Consider the following 16711-nt stretch of genomic DNA (forward strand, 5'->3'; position numbering starts at 1 on the left):
GAAGAGGATGAAAGAGCAAATCATTACATTGCTTAACACATATGAAAATGCTGCTTATCTCATCAGCATTGTGATAAATATTATAATTAGTATTTTAGGACTTGTACCAAGCGTTTTTCTCACAGCTGCCAATTTGGCCGTGTTCGGGTTTTGGAAAGGCACTTTTTTATCTTTTGCAGGGGAAGCAATCGGAGCCATTATCTCCTTTCTTTTATATCGTAAAGGATTCAAGAAGCTTTCTGAATCCAAGTTATTTTCTCACCCGAAAGTCAGACGTTTGCTTGAAGCAAAAGGTTTAGAAGCCTTTTTTCTTGTTCTGTCTTTGCGGCTTCTTCCTTTTGTTCCGTCAGGAGTAGTGACCTTTGTTGCGGCGGTAGGAAAAACGTCCTTACTGATCTTTGTCATTGCCAGCTCACTTGGCAAGATACCAGCATTATTATTAGAAGCTTATTCCGTTTACCAATTGATGAATTGGACATGGCAAGGGAAAGTAATATTAACATTTTTGTCTGTTTGTTTATTCCTTTTTACTTGGAAGAAAATCAATCGAAAAAAGGCTCAAACGAATAAAATTGAAAGGGATTTATAAAAGAACAATAAAATTCATATCCAAAGAAACAAATTCCATAAATTCTGCAAATATTTCTGCTATAAAATAACTATGTCTACTCAATGCACAAAAAGGAGTATCAGCAATGAAAAAAATGACGAAAGCTATGATGATTACATCGGCTATTCTTCTTCTAAGCGCTTGTTCATCATCCAATGAAAAAGAGCAGGCCTTTATCAATAGCAAAGAACAAGCAAAATCCAACACATCTGTTACAAATAATCCTTTCTTTAAAGAAAAGAAAGAAGGAAAGTTCGAACATTTACATGGAATCGGTTATGCAGGCAACCAAAATGCGATTTACTTTGCTACACATGAAGGTTTACTCGTTTACCAAAATAATAAGTGGTATGAAACAACTTCCAATAAACATGATTATATGGGCTTTTCTGCAACAGACGATGGATTTTATGCATCAGGACACCCAGAAAAAGGTTCATCTTTAGGAGATCCTCTTGGCCTTGTGAAAAGTTTGGATAATGGACAAACGTTGATGAATCTAGGATTTTATAAAGAATCTGATTTCCATTATATGGCGGTTGGCTATAAAAGCCATACGGTTTATGTTGTTAACCAAGAAGAAAACGAAACGCTGGGACAAGGGTTATTTTACAGTAAAGACGATGGTAAAACATGGTCGCAAAGTCAATTAAACGGCCTGCCGCAAACTGCTGCAGGAACGATTGCTGCCCACCCAACGGACGAAAATATGGTCGGAATTAGTACGCCTGAAGGAATTTTTGTCTCCAAAGATAATGGGAATACGTTTGAACGGTTTACTCAAAAGATCAATACGACGACTTTTGTGTTCCAAGAAAAATCCATTTTATTTGCGGCTATAGAGAATAATAAGCCTGTACTTATAAAACAATCATTAGATTCAAAACAGGAGGAAGTCCTCTCTGTTCCTAAACTTGATGAAAAAGACCATATCATGTATATAGCCTCTAATCTGATAGATGAGAAGGAAATTGTGATCGCCACCATGAACGGGGATATTTTCATGACAAAAAATAACGGTGAAAGCTGGACAAGACTAGCATCGAAAGGGAAAATTTTCTAATAAAAGACATGCGAGGGCATGTCTTTTTGCTTACTTAAAAATATACTACTCCATAGTTTCTGCAAAATTTATTGCTACAATATAGACATCAGATAGAGAAGAAGGTGAGAAGAAGGGTGTATTCGTTCTTGAGCCAAATAAGCAACCTTCTAAGCCAATCATTTCTCAATATTGCAAATAACACGACAGCTATCCCTATTTTGTCAGCTTTTGTTCTTGGCATTGTAGGAGCGATGGCTCCATGTCAGCTTACTGGTAACTTGGGAGCGATCACATTGTACAGTAATCAGTCCTTGCAAAAAGGGATTGCGTGGAAAGAGTTGCTCCTATTTATTTTGGGGAAAATCATTGCTTTTTCCGGTTTAGGTTTCATCATTTGGCTGATGGGGAAAGAGATTCAAAGTACACTGACATTATATTTTCCGTGGTTAAGAAAGCTGATCGGTCCCATTCTCATTCTTGTAGGTTTATACTTGTTAGGGCTTTTTAAAATGTATTGGAACGTAACCTTGTTCAAAATCCCTGAGAGATTTTTAAAGAAAGGAAAAATAGGCTCCTTTTTAATGGGTTTTGGCTTTTCATTAGCTTTCTGTCCAACCATGTTTGTTCTATTTTTTGTTACTCTAATGCCTCTGGTATACTCAACGTCTTATGGAGTGTTATTACCGAGTATCTTTGCCATCGGAACCTCTGTGCCTGTTATTTTATTCATCCTCATCCTTTGGTACTTAGGATTTAGCGGCACTCTAATGAAAAAAGGGAGACAAGCAGGAAGGTTCGTTCAGAAAGCAGCTGGAATCGTGATGATCTTACTTGGCATATTAGACACCATCACTTATTGGTTTTAAAATTAGGAAAAGGAGGAAAGTGAACGGTGATGTTTGGAGATTTGGCCATGATGATTGGGATGATGTTATTCTGGGTTGTATTAATCGCCATTGGTTTTTATCTCTTACATCGTTTTATCAATGACCGCAAAGAAGAGTTATCTCCGATGGAAATATTAAAAGTGCGATTAGCCAAAGGAGAGATCACTTTAGACGAATTTGAACAGCTATCCAAAAAGCTATAGTAAAATCTAGCCTCTTTCATTATATCAAGCATCAGAAATGTGATTTACAATTGTCTCCCCCTATTTCAATTTTATATAGATGAAGGAAGTTGTTGATAAGAGTATTGTCAACAACTTCTTTTGTGTGCGCCTGGCATGGATGTAATCTATAGGGTGCAAGTCCCGAGCCGTGAAGGCAGAAGTAACGGTTAGCTTAACGCAAGGGTGTCTGTGGTGACGCGGAATCTGAAGGAAGCGAGCGGCAAACTTCCGGTCTGAGGAACACGAACTTCATACAAGGCTAGGTATCATTGGATGAGTTTGCTCAACAAAACAAAGTCCTTTCTGCCGAAGGTGATACAGAGTAAATGAAGCAGATAGATGGAAGGAAAGATTACATCCTTACCCAGGGAGGTCTGGCGGATAGGTGAAGTACGCTTCATAACCTACTTAGTGATAAGTAGCTGAACCGTCAGAAGTCAGCAGAGGTCATAGTATTAGTTGGTCTAGAACAACTGAGAAGGACCGAACAATGAAGAGAGAATAGCCCTTGGCATTCAGTGAGTCATGATGAACACAGAAAACGTAGTACCTCACTTGAGGGAGGAAGCGGTGAATCCCGTGGGGGACCTCTTGGAGGGTGGAGTGACCACTGGCATAAGAAGACAAGCTATTCACGGAAGGAGAATAACGATGCTTTTGAATCAAATCCTGTCACGGGAGAATATTCTTCAAGCACTAAAACGTGTAGAACAGAATAAAGGAAGCCACGGAGTAGATATGATGCCCGTACAAAATCTACGACAGCACATAGTTGAAAACTGGCTATCGATTAAAGAAGCAATTCTCAAGGGAACTTATGAACCGATGCCAGTCCGCAGAGTCGAAATCCCGAAACCTAATGGCGGAGTTCGCTTACTAGGAATCCCTACCGTAACAGACCGTTTGATTCAACAAGCAATCGCCCAAGTACTTTCAAAAGTGTATGACCCTACATTCTCTGAAAACAGCTACGGATTTCGACCAAACCGAAGTGCTCATGATGCGGTGAGGAAAGCGAAAGAATATATAAGAGATGGATATCGATGGGTTGTAGATATGGACTTGGAGAAATTCTTTGATAAGGTCAACCATGACAGATTAATGGGTACACTCGCGAAGAGAATCCAAGATAAACCGTTACTGAAATTGATTCGTAAGTATTTACAATCGGGCGTCATGATTGATGGTGTGGTGTCAAGCACATTAGAAGGAACTCCACAAGGAGGACCATTAAGTCCGCTACTATCTAACATTGTACTAGATGAACTAGATAAAGAATTGGAAAGAAGAGGACACAAATTCGTTCGATATGCGGATGACTGTAACATTTACGTGAAAAGTAAACGAGCAGGACTTCGCACAATGGCAAGTATCCAGCGATTTATTGAAGGAACACTACGACTGAAAGTAAATGAAAAGAAATCAGCGGTCGATCGTCCATGGAAACGTAAGTTTCTAGGATTTAGCTTTACCTATCATAAAGAGCCAAAGGTTCGTATCGCAAAAGAAAGCCTTAAACGAATGAAGAATAAAGTTCGTGAAATCACATCACGCAAGATGCCCTACCCGATGGAATACCGCATTCAGAAACTGAATCAATATCTAATGGGATGGTGTGGATATTTTGCGCTAGCAGACACCAAATCTATATTCCCTGAATTAGATAAATGGATTCGTAGAAGACTTCGAATGTGTCTATGGAAGAACTGGAAGAAACCGAAAACAAAGATACGCAACCTTATTCAACTTGGCGTACCACAATGGCAAGTGTATGAATGGGGAAATACTCGGAAGAGTTATTGGCGTATTTCAAAAAGTCCAATATTACACAGAACCCTTGGTAACTCCTATTGGAGAAACCAAGGGCTGAAAAGTCTTGAAGCTCGTTATGAAAACTTGCGTCAATTATCTTAATTGAACCGCCGTATACGGAACCGTACGTACGGTGGTGTGAGAGGACGGGAGTTAATCGCTCCCTCCTACTCGATTGACAAAGTTGACAAGCTTCAGTCTTTAGAACAACTAGCTAAGAAACTGTAGATGAGCAATTTTCATAACAATAATTACCATGTAAAAAGAAACAAACAGGGTACCCCTTATGCCACATGGAGCTGTTTTTTCACGGTATCAATGGGAATATTTTGTTTCGCTGCACAGTAAATGAACTCCACGAGGCTATGTCCTTTTCTCTTGCGCAAGAGATCGAGCCCATCAGAAAAATCGCTGTTCGACTCGAATAGGCTGTATACGTAAGCAAGCTGCACCAAGATCCAGTAGCGTTTCACCGCCCGAACCTGACGAACACGGTACCCATCGAGCTTCAGCTGGTCTTTCGCATGTCGAAAAAAGCATTCGATCGACCAACGCTGGGCATAGTAGCGCAAGATCTCTTCATCGCTTAGCTCCCGGTCGGTGCTCAAGACGCAGTGAAGATGTTCCGATGTCATCGGCTGATCGGCTTTCCAAGCGAGCAGCACCACCGCATGGTCGAGACCGTTGAGCGCTCCTTCGTAACGATAGACGCGATAATGCTCTTCTCCCACCGTGACGAGGTGAGTGTCATTCGGTTCGATGGAGCGGGCCAACTGCTTCGCTTGGACGGCAACGCCGTTCGGATAGAGAATCCGGTTCGTCTTGAGCATCGCGATGACGTGGAATCCTTTTTTCAGACAAGCTTCCACGAGCGCTTTCGATGGATACCACGAATCCATCAGCACATAAACGGGACGGCGTACATCCAACGAAGAAAGCATCTCGATCGCGAGTTCCCCTTTGCTTTTTCCCGCCGTCTTGTCGTAGAGGCGGAAGGCAAAGGGAAACGCCTGGGTTGCAGTATGAACCATGAACCAAACAAGAGAATGGCCCCAAATCGATTTTTTCTCTGAGTGAGAGTAGTGCCAATCACATCCCTGAATCGCGTGTGTTGCCCGTGACGAAGGCTTGGTTTTTTGGCAAATCGTATCATCGATCGAAACAAACAAGGGTTGATTCTCCTGTTTGGCGATGCGTTCGACACGACGAAGGATCCACTGCTGGAGTTTGCGAAGCAGTGTCTCTTCCTCCCACGGACTTTTCGTGAAAAAATGGCTGAGTGTCGTGCGGTGGTTCGGATGAAAGCTCCCATGATGAAGATCGGTCAATGTTCCCGAAAAGCCCTTCGTGATCATCGCATCCACGATATGAACGAGATGCTTCATAACAGGTTTTGAAAAATAAAGGGTCAACCCCAACATCGTGAAAAACTTGTGAATTCCTTGATGATGTGCTAATCTATTCATGAGACATGAACCTCCTTGTGAATGGTTTGGTAGCACATCTATTCTAACCAAGGAATCGGGTTCATGTCTCCTTTTTTGTTTCGATGTAAATTTATGTTAGTGATTTTGCTCATCTACAGTAAGATTAACTGTTGACCATCAATTTGTAAGTTTACTTGAGGACATTTTGTATATGTTCCTAATGGAACAGAATAACGATTAGATTTAAAACGAATCGTGTTGTCCTTATTCACATTCCTTGTTATAATTTCTGTAGGGTTGCTTTCTGAATAAGAAAGCGGTGAAGAGATCTTTCGTAAGTGTTGCTTTTCTAAGAGAAACACTTCGACAGGTCTCTTTTTTATTGTCTGATGGACTTTGTAGTTACCCGTTCGTTCAAGCCATTTCCATGCTCTTTCATTCCAATCGTCAATCGTTGAAAAGACACGATGAACAGCGAAGTTTTTCTTCACATATTTCACAACGTTTTCAATTTTCCCTTTGGACTCAGGATCTGCTTTTCGACAAAGATACATTTTAAACTTCCTCTCATTGATATACTGTTGAAATTCTTTTGTTAAGATAACGTCTCCTGCATTTTCATTGACCGCAATGAGATTATCTTGATCATAAACAATTTCTTCAGGCATCCCCTCAAAATAACGGAATGCATTCTCATGACAACGAATCGTATCACGTGTAGTAAAAGGACGGTCTTGCCATTCCATATATTTTTGACGAGAATGAGCCAATACAAAAGCGATGAAATAGAGTTTTACTTCTTTTTTCCGTGAAAATCCCCACCACTGGGTGAGTGCGGTATACGCTCCTGATCCGGGTGGGTATACTGAAAATGGCCAAAAAAGGCAATAGGAAAGCAGAGGTGCCCCATTTTCGGGCATCTCGTATAACCTGTCTGCCTTTTGGCTAGACTAAATCAGTTGTGGTTGGCGGAACGGCTCTTTGCGGGAGATCATGCAAAAGATGATCACCAACATTCGTCGAGCCGTGGCGATGAGGGCTTTTTTCTTCCCGCACCGGGCCGCCAACGACCAAAATTTTCGGGACAAAGGATGCGTCTTGGATCGAGCTGCTGACCATGCCGCCTCGCATAACGCTGATCGAAGATGGGGATTGCCTTTGGTGGTGCGCGTGCTCTTTCGCTTTCCGGCGCTTTCATGGTTGCCGGGGGACAACCCCGTCCATGAAGCCGCCCGTTCCGGCGTTTCAAAGACGCTCATGTCGGTTCCCATCTCGGCGATGATGACGGCGGCGGTTTGTTTTTTGATTCCAGGCATGGTCATCAGTAAGTCCACTTCCTCCCGATACGGCTCGAGCAGGCGGTCGATGTGCTGGTCGACTTCTTCGATGAGCCGCTCCAACTCCTCCACGTGTTTCCACAAGAGGCGAAGGAGATAGAGCTCATGTTCGGTCAAGGTGCCCAGCAGCGAATCGTACACCGCCTGCTTTTTCGTTTTGAGCCTGCCGCGCAGGCATTCATCCAGCTCGTCCTTGTCCACGTATCCCTTCTCGAGCAGCCGGGCAAGGATGTTTCGTCCGGAAACGCCGAAGAGATCCGAGAGGACGGAGCCCAGTTTGACATTGGAAGACTCCAGCACTTTTTGAATCCGGTTTTTCTCTGAACTCAACTGTCCGACCCACTTTTTGCGCAGGCGGGTAAAATCCCGCAGTTCACGAATCGGCGCTGGGGGGACGAAACTTTTTTCAATGAGTCCATGGCGGAGCAGCTTGGCGATCCACTCGGCGTCAGAGACATCGGTTTTTCTTCCCGGGACATTTTTGATCCGCTGCGGATTGGCCAAAGTCAAGTCGACATAGCCCTCGAGGAAGGCGAAGACCGGTTTCCAATACACGCCGGTGGATTCCATGGCGACATGGGTAACGCCATGTTCTTCGAGCCACTCAAGCAGGTCGCCAAGTCCTTTCGAGAACGTGGAGAAGGTTTGAATGTCCTTTTGAATGTGTCCATCTTCTTCCCATAGTGCGCAGGCGACGATGGTTTCGGCATGAACATCCAATCCTGCGCAGCGAGGATAGATGACATCCATGATGAAAATCCTCCTTTTCGATGATCGAGTGCGCAAACAGCGAATCCACGGGAGAAATGCGGCAGTTTTCCGTTCGTCGTCACCTTTCCTCCGCATCGGGAAAGGGCGGACAATGGGTGGTGCACCCAGTGGATTCGAACGCTTTTCTGTACAGGGTCCAAGCCACCATTAAGTATAACGTCCTATTGAGCTGTTTGCGCCTACTCTTCATTATGGGAAGAAAAGGGGGATTTTCATGCCCGGGTGGAGAGCAAAAATTGCTCATGGAACTTTTCTGTGTAGACTTTTGAATCGTTTGTCCCCAATCCACTTGCATTTGTTTCCCTGGTGGTTGCTCGTCAACTGCTTCGTAATCTCTAGGTTCATCTGTTTTTTCAATGTGATAAATTTCTCTCATCTCATTGACATACCGACGAACGGTACTTTCTCCAACTTCAATTTCGGGGAATTTTTCTTGTAGCCAATCTAATATTTGCGCTCCACTTATACTTGGATGTTCTTGTAACCAAGTCACAATCCAATCTCGGTAGGGATCCAACTTTTTCTTTCGTTCAATTGGTCCAAATTCTTCTACAGCTTCATCAAAGGTCATCTTCAAATATTTATAAACTGTATTACGTGAAATTTTTAATTGTCTAGCAATTTGAGAAATACGTGCGGTAGTGCCTCTCGTTCAATTCACTAGCGATAAAAAGAAAATGGGTGAGTTCGCAAATCCATTATGGTTGAAAGTTCTTGCTTGGATGGTAGCGGTTGTGATTATCAGCTTAAACGCATATTTATTGTTCCAAACATTCTTTGGTTAAGGAATAATAAACCTCATTATCTTTTTGCGGATAATGAGGTTTATTGTTTTTATCTAATAGAATTTTTTGATGTAGCTAATTAAATGAATAACCTGGTAAATATTAGGTTGATTTTTTTAAATCCAATTATTTTTTATTTTTCATTCAAATAAATATTTGAATAATAAAAGGAATGAGGTATAATATATTCAAACGGAAATTTGAATATGAAAGGGGGATAATTAATGAGTAAGAAAGATACATGTGAAATTTATTGTTATGACGAAGAAAAAGTCAATCGAATACAAGGGGAATTGCAAAAAGAAGATATATCCAGTGTTGTCCTGTTGTTTAAAGCACTGGCAGATGAAAATAGGGCAAAAATTGCCTATTCACTTTGCCAAGATGAAGAGTTATGTGTATGTGATATTGCCAATATCATTGGGGCTTCTGTTGCAACCACTTCCCATCATTTACGGACCCTTTATAAACAAGGGATTGTAAAGTATCGAAAAGAAGGAAAGCTAGCATTTTATTCGCTGGATGATGACCATATTAAGCAGTTAATCATGATTGCGTTAGCACATGAGAAAGAGGTGAAAGTCCATGTCTGAACAACAAGCAAAATTATCTAAATCAGAAGTGAAAACCTACCGTGTTCAAGGATTTACTTGTGCAAACTGTGCAGCAAAGTTTGAAAATAACGTAAAAGCATTGCCAGGTGTTCAAGATGCTAAAGTAAACTTTGGAGCATCTAAAATTACCGTTTGGGGTACAACAACCATCGAAGAATTAGAAAAAGCAGGGGCTTTTGAAAACTTAAAGATTCGGGAAGATAAAGAAAAAGCAGTCAAGCGTGAACCTTTTTGGAAGCAAAAAGAGAATATTAAAGTGTACATTTCCGCCGTTTTGCTTGTGATCAGTTGGTTTCTAGGGATGCAATACGGAGAAGAGCATATCTTTGCGACAATTGGATATGCTGCATCGATTTTAATCGGTGGATATTCGCTATTTATGAAAGGTTTCAAGAACCTGGTTCGATTACAGTTTGATATGAATACGCTGATGACAGTGGCGATTTTAGGAGCTGCAGCAATTGGTGAATGGGGAGAAGGTGCAACGGTTGTTATTCTATTCGCCATTAGTGAAGCCTTGGAGCGTTATTCCATGGATAAAGCTCGTCAATCCATTGAATCGTTGATGGATATTGCTCCAAAAGAAGCATTAATTCGTCGCGGAAATGAAGAAATGATGGTCCCTGTTGACGATATTCAAGTCGGGGATATTATGATCGTAAAGCCTGGTCAGAAATTAGCGATGGATGGAATCGTCATCAAGGGTACATCTACGCTAAATCAGGCTGCCATTACGGGAGAAAGTGTTCCAGTAACCAAAACAGTCGGTGATGAAGTCTTTGCAGGAACATTGAATGAAGAAGGGTTATTGGAAGTAAAAGTTACAAAACGAGTGGAAGATACAACTCTTTCGAAAATCATCCATTTAGTGGAAGAAGCTCAAGCAGAACGAGCACCTTCTCAAGCGTTTGTAGATCGTTTTGCCAAATACTATACACCAGCCATTATCATTTTTGCTCTTTTACTAGCCGTTATTCCGCCATTATTTATGGGTGCTGATTGGAGCGAATGGATTTATCGAGGTCTAGCTGTATTAGTGGTTGGTTGTCCGTGTGCGTTGGTTATTTCCACGCCTGTTTCGATTGTAACTGCCATTGGAAATGCAGCGAAAAACGGTGTGTTAATTAAAGGTGGTATTTATTTAGAGGAAGCAGGAAACTTAAAAGTGATTGCTTTTGATAAAACAGGAACATTAACAAAAGGTGTTCCTTCCGTCACCGATGTAGTCACTTATAATGGCAATGAAAATGAACTAATGACCATTACAGCAGCCATTGAAAAAGGCTCACAACATCCACTTGCTTCCGCCATTATAAGAAAAGCAGAAGAAGATGGATTGAATTTTAATGATGTATCGGTTGAAGAATTCCAATCCATTACCGGTAAAGGTGTAAAAGCCAAAGTAAATAACGAAATGTATTATGTCGGAAGTCCAGGTCTTTTTGAAGAACTTCTTCCAAATGGTATCCAATCAAAAATAAAAGAACAAATTACAGATCTTCAAACACAAGGGAAAACGGTCATGGCGTTAGGAACGGAAAAAGAAATCCTGGCGTTAATTGCCGTGGCAGACGAAATAAGAGAATCATCCAAAGAGGTTATTCGAAAACTGCATCAAGTCGGTATTGAAAAAACGGTGATGCTGACGGGAGATAACCAAAGAACAGCCGAAGCCATCGGAAAACAAGTCGGGGTTTCCGATATTAAAGCCGATTTACTTCCAGAAGATAAACTGAATTTCATCAAAGAGCTTCGCGACAAGTATCGAAGTGTTGCGATGGTTGGAGATGGTGTGAACGATGCACCAGCTCTTGCAGCTTCAACCGTTGGTGTGGCAATGGGTGGTGCTGGAACCGATACAGCCCTTGAAACAGCCGATATTGCTTTAATGTCTGATGATTTAAGTAAATTGCCATATACGATTAAATTGAGCCGCAAGGCTTTAGCAATTATTAAGCAAAACATTACCTTCTCTTTGGGCATTAAGGTGCTGGCGTTATTGTTAATTGTACCTGGTTGGTTAACGTTATGGTTAGCGATATTTGCCGATATGGGAGCAACATTAATCGTAACATTAAACAGCATGCGATTGCTAAATGTGAAAGAATAATGCAATAGTTGAAGAAGACACACAAAAAGACCGAATTTATTTCGGTCTTTTTGTGTGGTTTAAAAATCAACATTGAAATTTAACAAAGTCCTGATTAAAAACAGTCAAAACTAACAAAACAATGACCTAAATTTTAGAGATCTTAATTAATTAAATGGGATTTTAATAAAAATGCTTGGCGCTTAAAGCCAAGCATTTCTTATGTGCGCCCGGCATGGGTGTAGTCTATAGGGTGAAAGTCCCGAACTGCGAAGGCAGAAGTAGCAGTTAGCTTAACGCAAGGGTGTCTGCGGCGACGCAGAATCTGAAGGAAGCGGGCGGCAAACTTCCGGTCTGAGGAACACGAACTTCATAGGAGGCTGGGTATCATTGGGTGAGTTTGCATGACAAAACGAAGCCCTTTCTGCCGAAGGTGATACCGAGTAAATGAAGCAGATAGATGGAAGGAAAGACTGCACTCTTACCCGGGGAGGTCTGTCCGGGAAGCCAAGTGCGCTTGGCAACCGTTGGAGCGATCCAACGCTGAACGGACAGAAGTCAGCAGAGGTCATAGTACTCGTCTAGCTTAAGATAGAAGGGGAAGGACCGAACCATGAAGGAGAACGGCCACTAGGCGTTCATCTTCTTTGATGAAACAGACAACCCGAAAGGGCCTGCTTGAGGGAGGAAATGGTGAAGTCCATGGGGGACCTCAAGAGGGTGGAGAAGAAGATGGCACAAATAGAACGGATCGTTCACGTAGAGAGGAAGAATTGGAATGTGGATGAAACAGATACTGTCACGGGAGAATCTCCTGCGAGCACTCAAACAAGTGGAAAAGAATAAAGGGTCCCATGGAACCGATGGAATGTCCGTCAAAGACCTGCGAAGACACCTCGTGGAACATTGGGACGTGATACGGCGTGCTTTGGAAGAAGGGACCTACGAACCTTGCCCGGTCCGACGGGTAGAAATCCCGAAACCGAACGGAGGAGTCAGGTTACTAGGAATCCCGACCGTGACAGACCGGTTCATCCAACAGGCCATCGCCCAAGTGCTCACGCCGATCTTTGACCCATCCTTTTCGGAACACAGCTACGGGTTTCGTCCCGGTCGAAGAGGACACGACGCGGTGAAAAAGGCGAAGCAGTATATTCAGGAAGGATATACATGGGTGGTAGATATCGACTTGGAAAAGTTCTTTGATCGAGTCAACCATGACAAACTGATGGGGATATTAGCGAAACGAATTCCAGACAAAATCCTCCTAAAGTTGATACGGAAGTATTTACAGGCAGGGGTCATGATCAACGGGGTGGTCATGGAAACACAAGAGGGGACTCCACAAGGAGGGCCGCTCAGTCCACTTTTGTCCAACATTCTCTTGGATGAGCTGGACAAAGAATTGGAAAAACGAGGGCACAAATTTGTACGGTATGCGGATGACTGCAATATCTACGTAAGGACGAAGAAGGCCGGGGAACGGGTGATGAAATCGATCACGGCATTCATTGAAAAGAAACTCCGGCTGAAAGTCAACGAAACCAAATCGGCAGTGGATCGACCGTGGAGGAGAAAATTCCTCGGTTTTAGCTTCACCCCAAATAAGGAGCCAAAAATCCGGATCGCAAAGGAAAGTATTCGGCGCATGAAGCAAAGGATGCGCACCATGACGAGTCGATCGAAACCGATTCCCATGCTCGAGCGAATCGAACAGCTCAACCAGTACATTCTGGGATGGTGTGGATACTTCTCGTTAGCAGAGACTCCAAGTGTGTTCAAAGAACTAGATGGATGGATTCGATGAAGGCTGCGCATGTGCCAATGGAAAGAGTGGAAACTTCCGAGAACCAGAGTCCGAAAACTGCAAAGTTTAGGAGTGCCCAAGCGGAAAGCATATGAATGGGGAAACACTCGGAAGAAATATTGGAGAGTGGCCGCTAGTCCCATCTTGCATAAAGCCCTTGGCAACTCCTATTGGGAGAGCCAAGGGCTGAAGAGTCTTTATCAACGATATGAATCTCTGCGTCAGACTTAATGGAACCGCCGTATACCGAACGGTACGTACGGTGGTGTGAGAGGACGAGGGTTAATCACCCTCTCCTACTCGATTGTTATTCAGGTTTATTTGTTGTGTCATTCGGGTTTGGTGTATAGTCAGATTTGTAATCTTTATATTTTACTTCTGTAACCATTCCGGCTGAAGCATGGTGCAAGTCATGACAATGGAACATCCAATTTCCCGGATTGTCAGCTTTAAATGCGACTACATATTCTTCACCCGGTTTTACATTCAAGGTATCCTTAATCAATGGAGAACCTGTAATTGGTTTGCCATTTTTACTTAATACTTGGAAGAAGTGTCCGTGTAAATGCATAGGATGTAGATCTTTCGGTGAATTGTTCACCAATTTTACTTTTACTAGATCACCTTTCTTAACATTTACAGGTGCTGTTTCAGGATACGTTTTCCCATTAATCGTGAAGATCGTGCCATCTTTGCCCATCGCTGTTCCTAAATCCATTGTGTACTCTACATCATATTTTTGATCTAATGTAAATTGACCTAATTCATGTTTTCCGTATTTTGTCATATCAACGATAGGGAGGTCTTCTTTTGCATTTGCTTTGTCCGTATTGTTTGTCTGGCCTTCGTATTGAATTTTCACTTTCATGCCATCGGTACCTTCCATATCACCATGGCATTCTAATAACCATTCACCCGGGTTATTGGCGATAAATTCAATATCATAACGTTCACCCGGAGCAATATTTAAAAGTTCGTCTTTGATTGGCTGCGGATCTTTTAACAGCTGCCCGTCTGTTGCGACAATTTTAAACTCATGACCATGCAGGTGGAGTTTGTGGGACATGTATCCTGCGTTTACAAGGCGAAGCCGCACCTTTTCGCCTTTCTTCACTTTTAAAGGTTTGACAGCGGAACCGCTTTTCCCGTTAATCGTGAAAATATCATACATGCTCATATCATGGCCCATGTTGCTCATATCCATATGTTGGTTATTAGAGCTATTATTTCCATGATCCATATTGCTATGATCCATCCCACTCATATGCATATTTCCTTCATCTGGATTGCTCATCCATTCGTCTAACACGAGTGTATAATCTCGATCTACTTTTTCCTCATTCTTAGGTTCTACGATTAATGTGCCGTATAGTCCCTTGTCCACTTGTTTCGCGCTTTCTTGATGGGAATGATAAAAATACGTTCCCGGTACGGTTGCAGTAAATTCATACGTAAAGGTTTCCCCCGGTTTAATTGCGTCCATCGTGACACCCGGAACGCCATCTTGACTATTCGGAACAGGGTAGCCGTGCCAATGAATTGTCGTCGGTTCCGATAATTCATTTTTAAAATTGATTTTAACTCTGTCTCCTTGTTTGATACGGATTTGCGCACCGGGAACAGATCCGTTGTACGTGTAGACAGGAAGTTTCACTTTATCATTTATTTGTAATAATGCTTCCTTAGCAGTGAGATTAATCTCTTTACCGGATAAAACTTCTGTGTTTGTTGCCAAAGGCAGTTGCTTACTGGAGTCCTTAGCGATGTTTTCCTCCTTCATATTCATGTTTGACATATCGTGCCCCTGCATGGAACTGTGCGAAGCATTATTTGAGCAGGCTGCACCAATAGCAACAACTCCCGCTAAAATAGTTCCAACCAATAATTTCTTCATGTATTTCCCTCCATAAACATGCGATTTAAATCATAGCTGACATCATCATAAAAAATAAATGTGCAAAATTTATGGAGAAAAGAGTCATTAAGCAAATTTGCACAAAGTATTGTTTGATATTAATGGGAGATACGAAATAAAAAAGACAAGCTATTACTTAATTGCGGAAGAACAGAAAGGTTGAATAAGCGGTAGAAGCGTTCGAGGAAAGGCGTTTATGATTATTTTATAGAAATTAATACCAGATATCCATAAATTTGTTGTACAATGTATAAAAGATAAAGAGAATTTTGTTTTGGGGGCGGGAATATTATGTCCTTAATATTATTTCTCGGTATTCTTGGGGTATTAATGGTTATAATCCTAAAAAAACCGATAACAGGAATGATTGGTGACGATTATAAAGTGGTTTATAAGCTGAAAAGTGCTAAGTGGTTTCAAAATCATTGGTTAGGTGGAATATTCTTGTTCGCAATTAATGCTGTTCTGTTTTTTTCTACCGGTCTTGTACTTTACTTATTGTTATATTTTTCAATTCCGTTCGTTCATTTGATTGTCATGATTTTGGCTGTAATCGTAAGTATCTTTATTTGGGTATTAATTAATCATGCATGGCAAGGTACGAAAAGCAATCGTTTGAAGATGGGGTTTTTAGGGAGTAGTTTTTATGTTTTTTTGACTTTGGTGTTAGCTTATCAGTTAGTAACTCTGAAATCTTCTTATCCAAATGAAGATGCTTGTATGGGGGGAATGATTGGTTTAGTATTCGGCATAATAGTTACAACCGTTGCGTTTATTACTTGTTTTACAATCACAGGCTTTTCTAAGAAGTAAGAAGCCAATTAAACAAAATGTGAATTTAAATATGACTTGATTGACGTTTTCTTACACGTTCGGGAATCGTTTCTGCAATAAGCTGAATTAGAAATGTGAGGAGGGTGTCCCAAAAGTGATTGCTTTTGGACACCCTCCATTATTTTCACATATGCATATGATGAGCATGGTCGCCGCCGATCGATGGGTCGAGCATTCCAAAAATCATAGCAATATGAGCTACTACTAAAAACACACCAACGAAAGTGGAATGATATTTCAACTTTTGTTCCTCGCTCCATCTCCGCCCGATTATGCCTAAATCGATTAGACTTAATCCCAATAACGGAATGACTCCTGCTAAATAAAATCCTACTGCAATGATATCAATCCATCCGCGCCATTCTCCATTCAATGTAAATGGAATGACGGCACTCACCAATAAGTAAATAAAAATTCCTAAAAAGTAGACACCAACGATGATGCTGCATATTTTGTTGACTTTACGGATCATTCCATCAAAACGGCGAGTAAAAAGAATTGCCAGCTCCGTTATTGCAATGGTCTCGGCAAGAGCAACGGGAACAGCCATAACA

At 41.7% G+C, this 16711-nt stretch carries 13 protein-coding genes and 4 pseudogenes; 10 read left to right on the forward strand and 7 right to left on the reverse strand.

The genetic code is table 11. The annotated features are described in order from the left end of the window. Positions 1-7 precede the first annotated feature (7 nt). From FNL97_RS08815 to ltrA (FNL97_RS08835), 5 genes are all read left to right on the forward strand, one after another. Positions 8-589, forward strand: a complete 582-nt coding sequence (locus tag FNL97_RS08815) for a TVP38/TMEM64 family protein (protein ID WP_143415529.1) — start codon at positions 8-10, stop codon at positions 587-589. Between the two features lie 106 nt (positions 590-695). After that, positions 696-1673 (forward strand): F510_1955 family glycosylhydrolase, encoded by a 978-nt coding sequence (locus tag FNL97_RS08820; RefSeq protein WP_143415531.1) that lies wholly within the window; start codon positions 696-698, stop codon positions 1671-1673. Between the two features lie 116 nt (positions 1674-1789). Beyond that, a complete protein-coding gene (locus FNL97_RS08825; RefSeq protein ID WP_143415533.1) occupies positions 1790-2521 on the forward strand; it encodes an urease accessory protein UreH domain-containing protein in 732 nt (243 codons plus the stop codon). A 29-nt stretch (positions 2522-2550) separates the two neighbouring features. Beyond that, the gene (locus FNL97_RS08830) at positions 2551-2745 is read left to right on the forward strand and encodes an SHOCT domain-containing protein (RefSeq protein WP_141103885.1); all 195 of its coding nucleotides are present in this window, start codon (positions 2551-2553) and stop codon (positions 2743-2745) included. A gap of 672 nt (positions 2746-3417) precedes the next feature. Next, a complete protein-coding gene (gene ltrA / locus FNL97_RS08835) occupies positions 3418-4680 on the forward strand; it encodes a group II intron reverse transcriptase/maturase (RefSeq protein ID WP_143415535.1) in 1263 nt (420 codons plus the stop codon). Between the two features lie 182 nt (positions 4681-4862). On the opposite strand, the gene FNL97_RS08840 is transcribed toward ltrA (FNL97_RS08835), so the two are convergent. From FNL97_RS08840 to FNL97_RS18870, 5 genes and pseudogenes are all read right to left on the reverse strand, one after another. Beyond that, complete coding sequence (locus FNL97_RS08840) at positions 4863-6044, reverse strand: IS701-like element ISBsm1 family transposase (protein ID WP_143415537.1); 1182 nt, start codon at positions 6042-6044, stop codon at positions 4863-4865. Positions 6045-6214: 170 nt separating this feature from the next. Continuing rightward, positions 6215-6808, reverse strand: a pseudogene (locus FNL97_RS08845) (transposase); the annotation flags it as partial. Between the two features lie 147 nt (positions 6809-6955). After that, on the reverse strand, positions 6956-8092 hold the full coding sequence (locus FNL97_RS08850) for an IS110 family RNA-guided transposase (protein WP_143415539.1): 1137 nt from the start codon (positions 8090-8092) through the stop codon (positions 6956-6958). A 79-nt stretch (positions 8093-8171) separates the two neighbouring features. Beyond that, positions 8172-8684: a hypothetical protein gene (locus FNL97_RS18865; RefSeq protein ID WP_502707804.1), complete on the reverse strand. Its 513-nt coding sequence runs from the start codon at positions 8682-8684 to the stop codon at positions 8172-8174. A gap of 3 nt (positions 8685-8687) precedes the next feature. Further along, a pseudogene (locus FNL97_RS18870) lies at positions 8688-8744 on the reverse strand (helix-turn-helix domain-containing protein); the annotation flags it as partial. A 4-nt stretch (positions 8745-8748) separates the two neighbouring features. Between FNL97_RS18870 and FNL97_RS18405 the strand changes: the two are divergent. The 4 genes and pseudogenes from FNL97_RS18405 to ltrA (FNL97_RS08880) form a co-directional block, all read left to right on the forward strand. After that, positions 8749-8898, forward strand: a pseudogene (locus FNL97_RS18405) (divalent metal cation transporter); the annotation flags it as partial. A 224-nt stretch (positions 8899-9122) separates the two neighbouring features. Continuing rightward, entirely contained in the window at positions 9123-9491 is a 369-nt protein-coding gene (locus tag FNL97_RS08865) for an ArsR/SmtB family transcription factor (protein WP_015863926.1), read from the forward strand. After that, positions 9484-11622, forward strand: a complete 2139-nt coding sequence (locus FNL97_RS08870; RefSeq protein ID WP_042411719.1) for a heavy metal translocating P-type ATPase — start codon at positions 9484-9486, stop codon at positions 11620-11622. The genes FNL97_RS08865 and FNL97_RS08870 overlap by 8 nt, the downstream gene beginning before the upstream one ends. An 811-nt stretch (positions 11623-12433) precedes the next feature. Next, a pseudogene (gene ltrA / locus FNL97_RS08880) lies at positions 12434-13639 on the forward strand (group II intron reverse transcriptase/maturase). A 76-nt stretch (positions 13640-13715) separates the two neighbouring features. Here the strand turns inward: ltrA (FNL97_RS08880) and FNL97_RS08885 are convergent. Next, a complete protein-coding gene (locus FNL97_RS08885) occupies positions 13716-15302 on the reverse strand; it encodes a multicopper oxidase family protein (RefSeq protein WP_143415541.1) in 1587 nt (528 codons plus the stop codon). 312 nt (positions 15303-15614) lie between these two features. On the opposite strand from FNL97_RS08885, the gene FNL97_RS08890 reads away from it, so the two are divergent. Beyond that, positions 15615-16136, forward strand: coding sequence for a hypothetical protein (locus FNL97_RS08890; RefSeq protein ID WP_143415543.1), 522 nt, complete (start codon positions 15615-15617; stop codon positions 16134-16136). 145 nt (positions 16137-16281) lie between these two features. Here FNL97_RS08890 and FNL97_RS08895 read toward each other — a convergent pair whose 3' ends face one another. Further along, a complete protein-coding gene (locus tag FNL97_RS08895; protein WP_143415545.1) occupies positions 16282-16707 on the reverse strand; it encodes a DUF6803 family protein in 426 nt (141 codons plus the stop codon). Positions 16708-16711 lie beyond the last annotated feature (4 nt).

Source organism: Geobacillus sp. E263 (assembly GCF_007197795.1).
GTDB lineage: Bacteria > Bacillota > Bacilli > Bacillales > Anoxybacillaceae > Parageobacillus_B > Parageobacillus_B toebii.

Bases quoted from the DNA above. Each gene is read 5' to 3' on its own strand.
- FNL97_RS08815 (WP_143415529.1), top strand. From the start codon at position 8: ATGAAAGAGCAAATCATTACATTGCTTAACACATATGAAAATGCTGCT.
- FNL97_RS08820 (WP_143415531.1), top strand. From the start codon at position 696: ATGAAAAAAATGACGAAAGCTATGATGATTACATCGGCTATTCTTCTT.
- FNL97_RS08830 (WP_141103885.1), top strand. From the start codon at position 2,551: ATGTTTGGAGATTTGGCCATGATGATTGGGATGATGTTATTCTGGGTT.
- ltrA (WP_143415535.1), top strand. From the start codon at position 3,418: ATGCTTTTGAATCAAATCCTGTCACGGGAGAATATTCTTCAAGCACTA.
- FNL97_RS08840 (WP_143415537.1), bottom strand. From the start codon at position 6,044: ATGAATAGATTAGCACATCATCAAGGAATTCACAAGTTTTTCACGATG.
- FNL97_RS08850 (WP_143415539.1), bottom strand. From the start codon at position 8,092: ATGGATGTCATCTATCCTCGCTGCGCAGGATTGGATGTTCATGCCGAA.
- FNL97_RS18865 (WP_502707804.1), bottom strand. From the start codon at position 8,684: ATGACCTTTGATGAAGCTGTAGAAGAATTTGGACCAATTGAACGAAAG.
- FNL97_RS08865 (WP_015863926.1), top strand. From the start codon at position 9,123: ATGAGTAAGAAAGATACATGTGAAATTTATTGTTATGACGAAGAAAAA.
- FNL97_RS08870 (WP_042411719.1), top strand. From the start codon at position 9,484: ATGTCTGAACAACAAGCAAAATTATCTAAATCAGAAGTGAAAACCTAC.
- FNL97_RS08885 (WP_143415541.1), bottom strand. From the start codon at position 15,302: ATGAAGAAATTATTGGTTGGAACTATTTTAGCGGGAGTTGTTGCTATT.
- FNL97_RS08890 (WP_143415543.1), top strand. From the start codon at position 15,615: ATGTCCTTAATATTATTTCTCGGTATTCTTGGGGTATTAATGGTTATA.
- FNL97_RS08895 (WP_143415545.1), bottom strand. From the start codon at position 16,707: ATGGCTGTTCCCGTTGCTCTTGCCGAGACCATTGCAATAACGGAGCTG.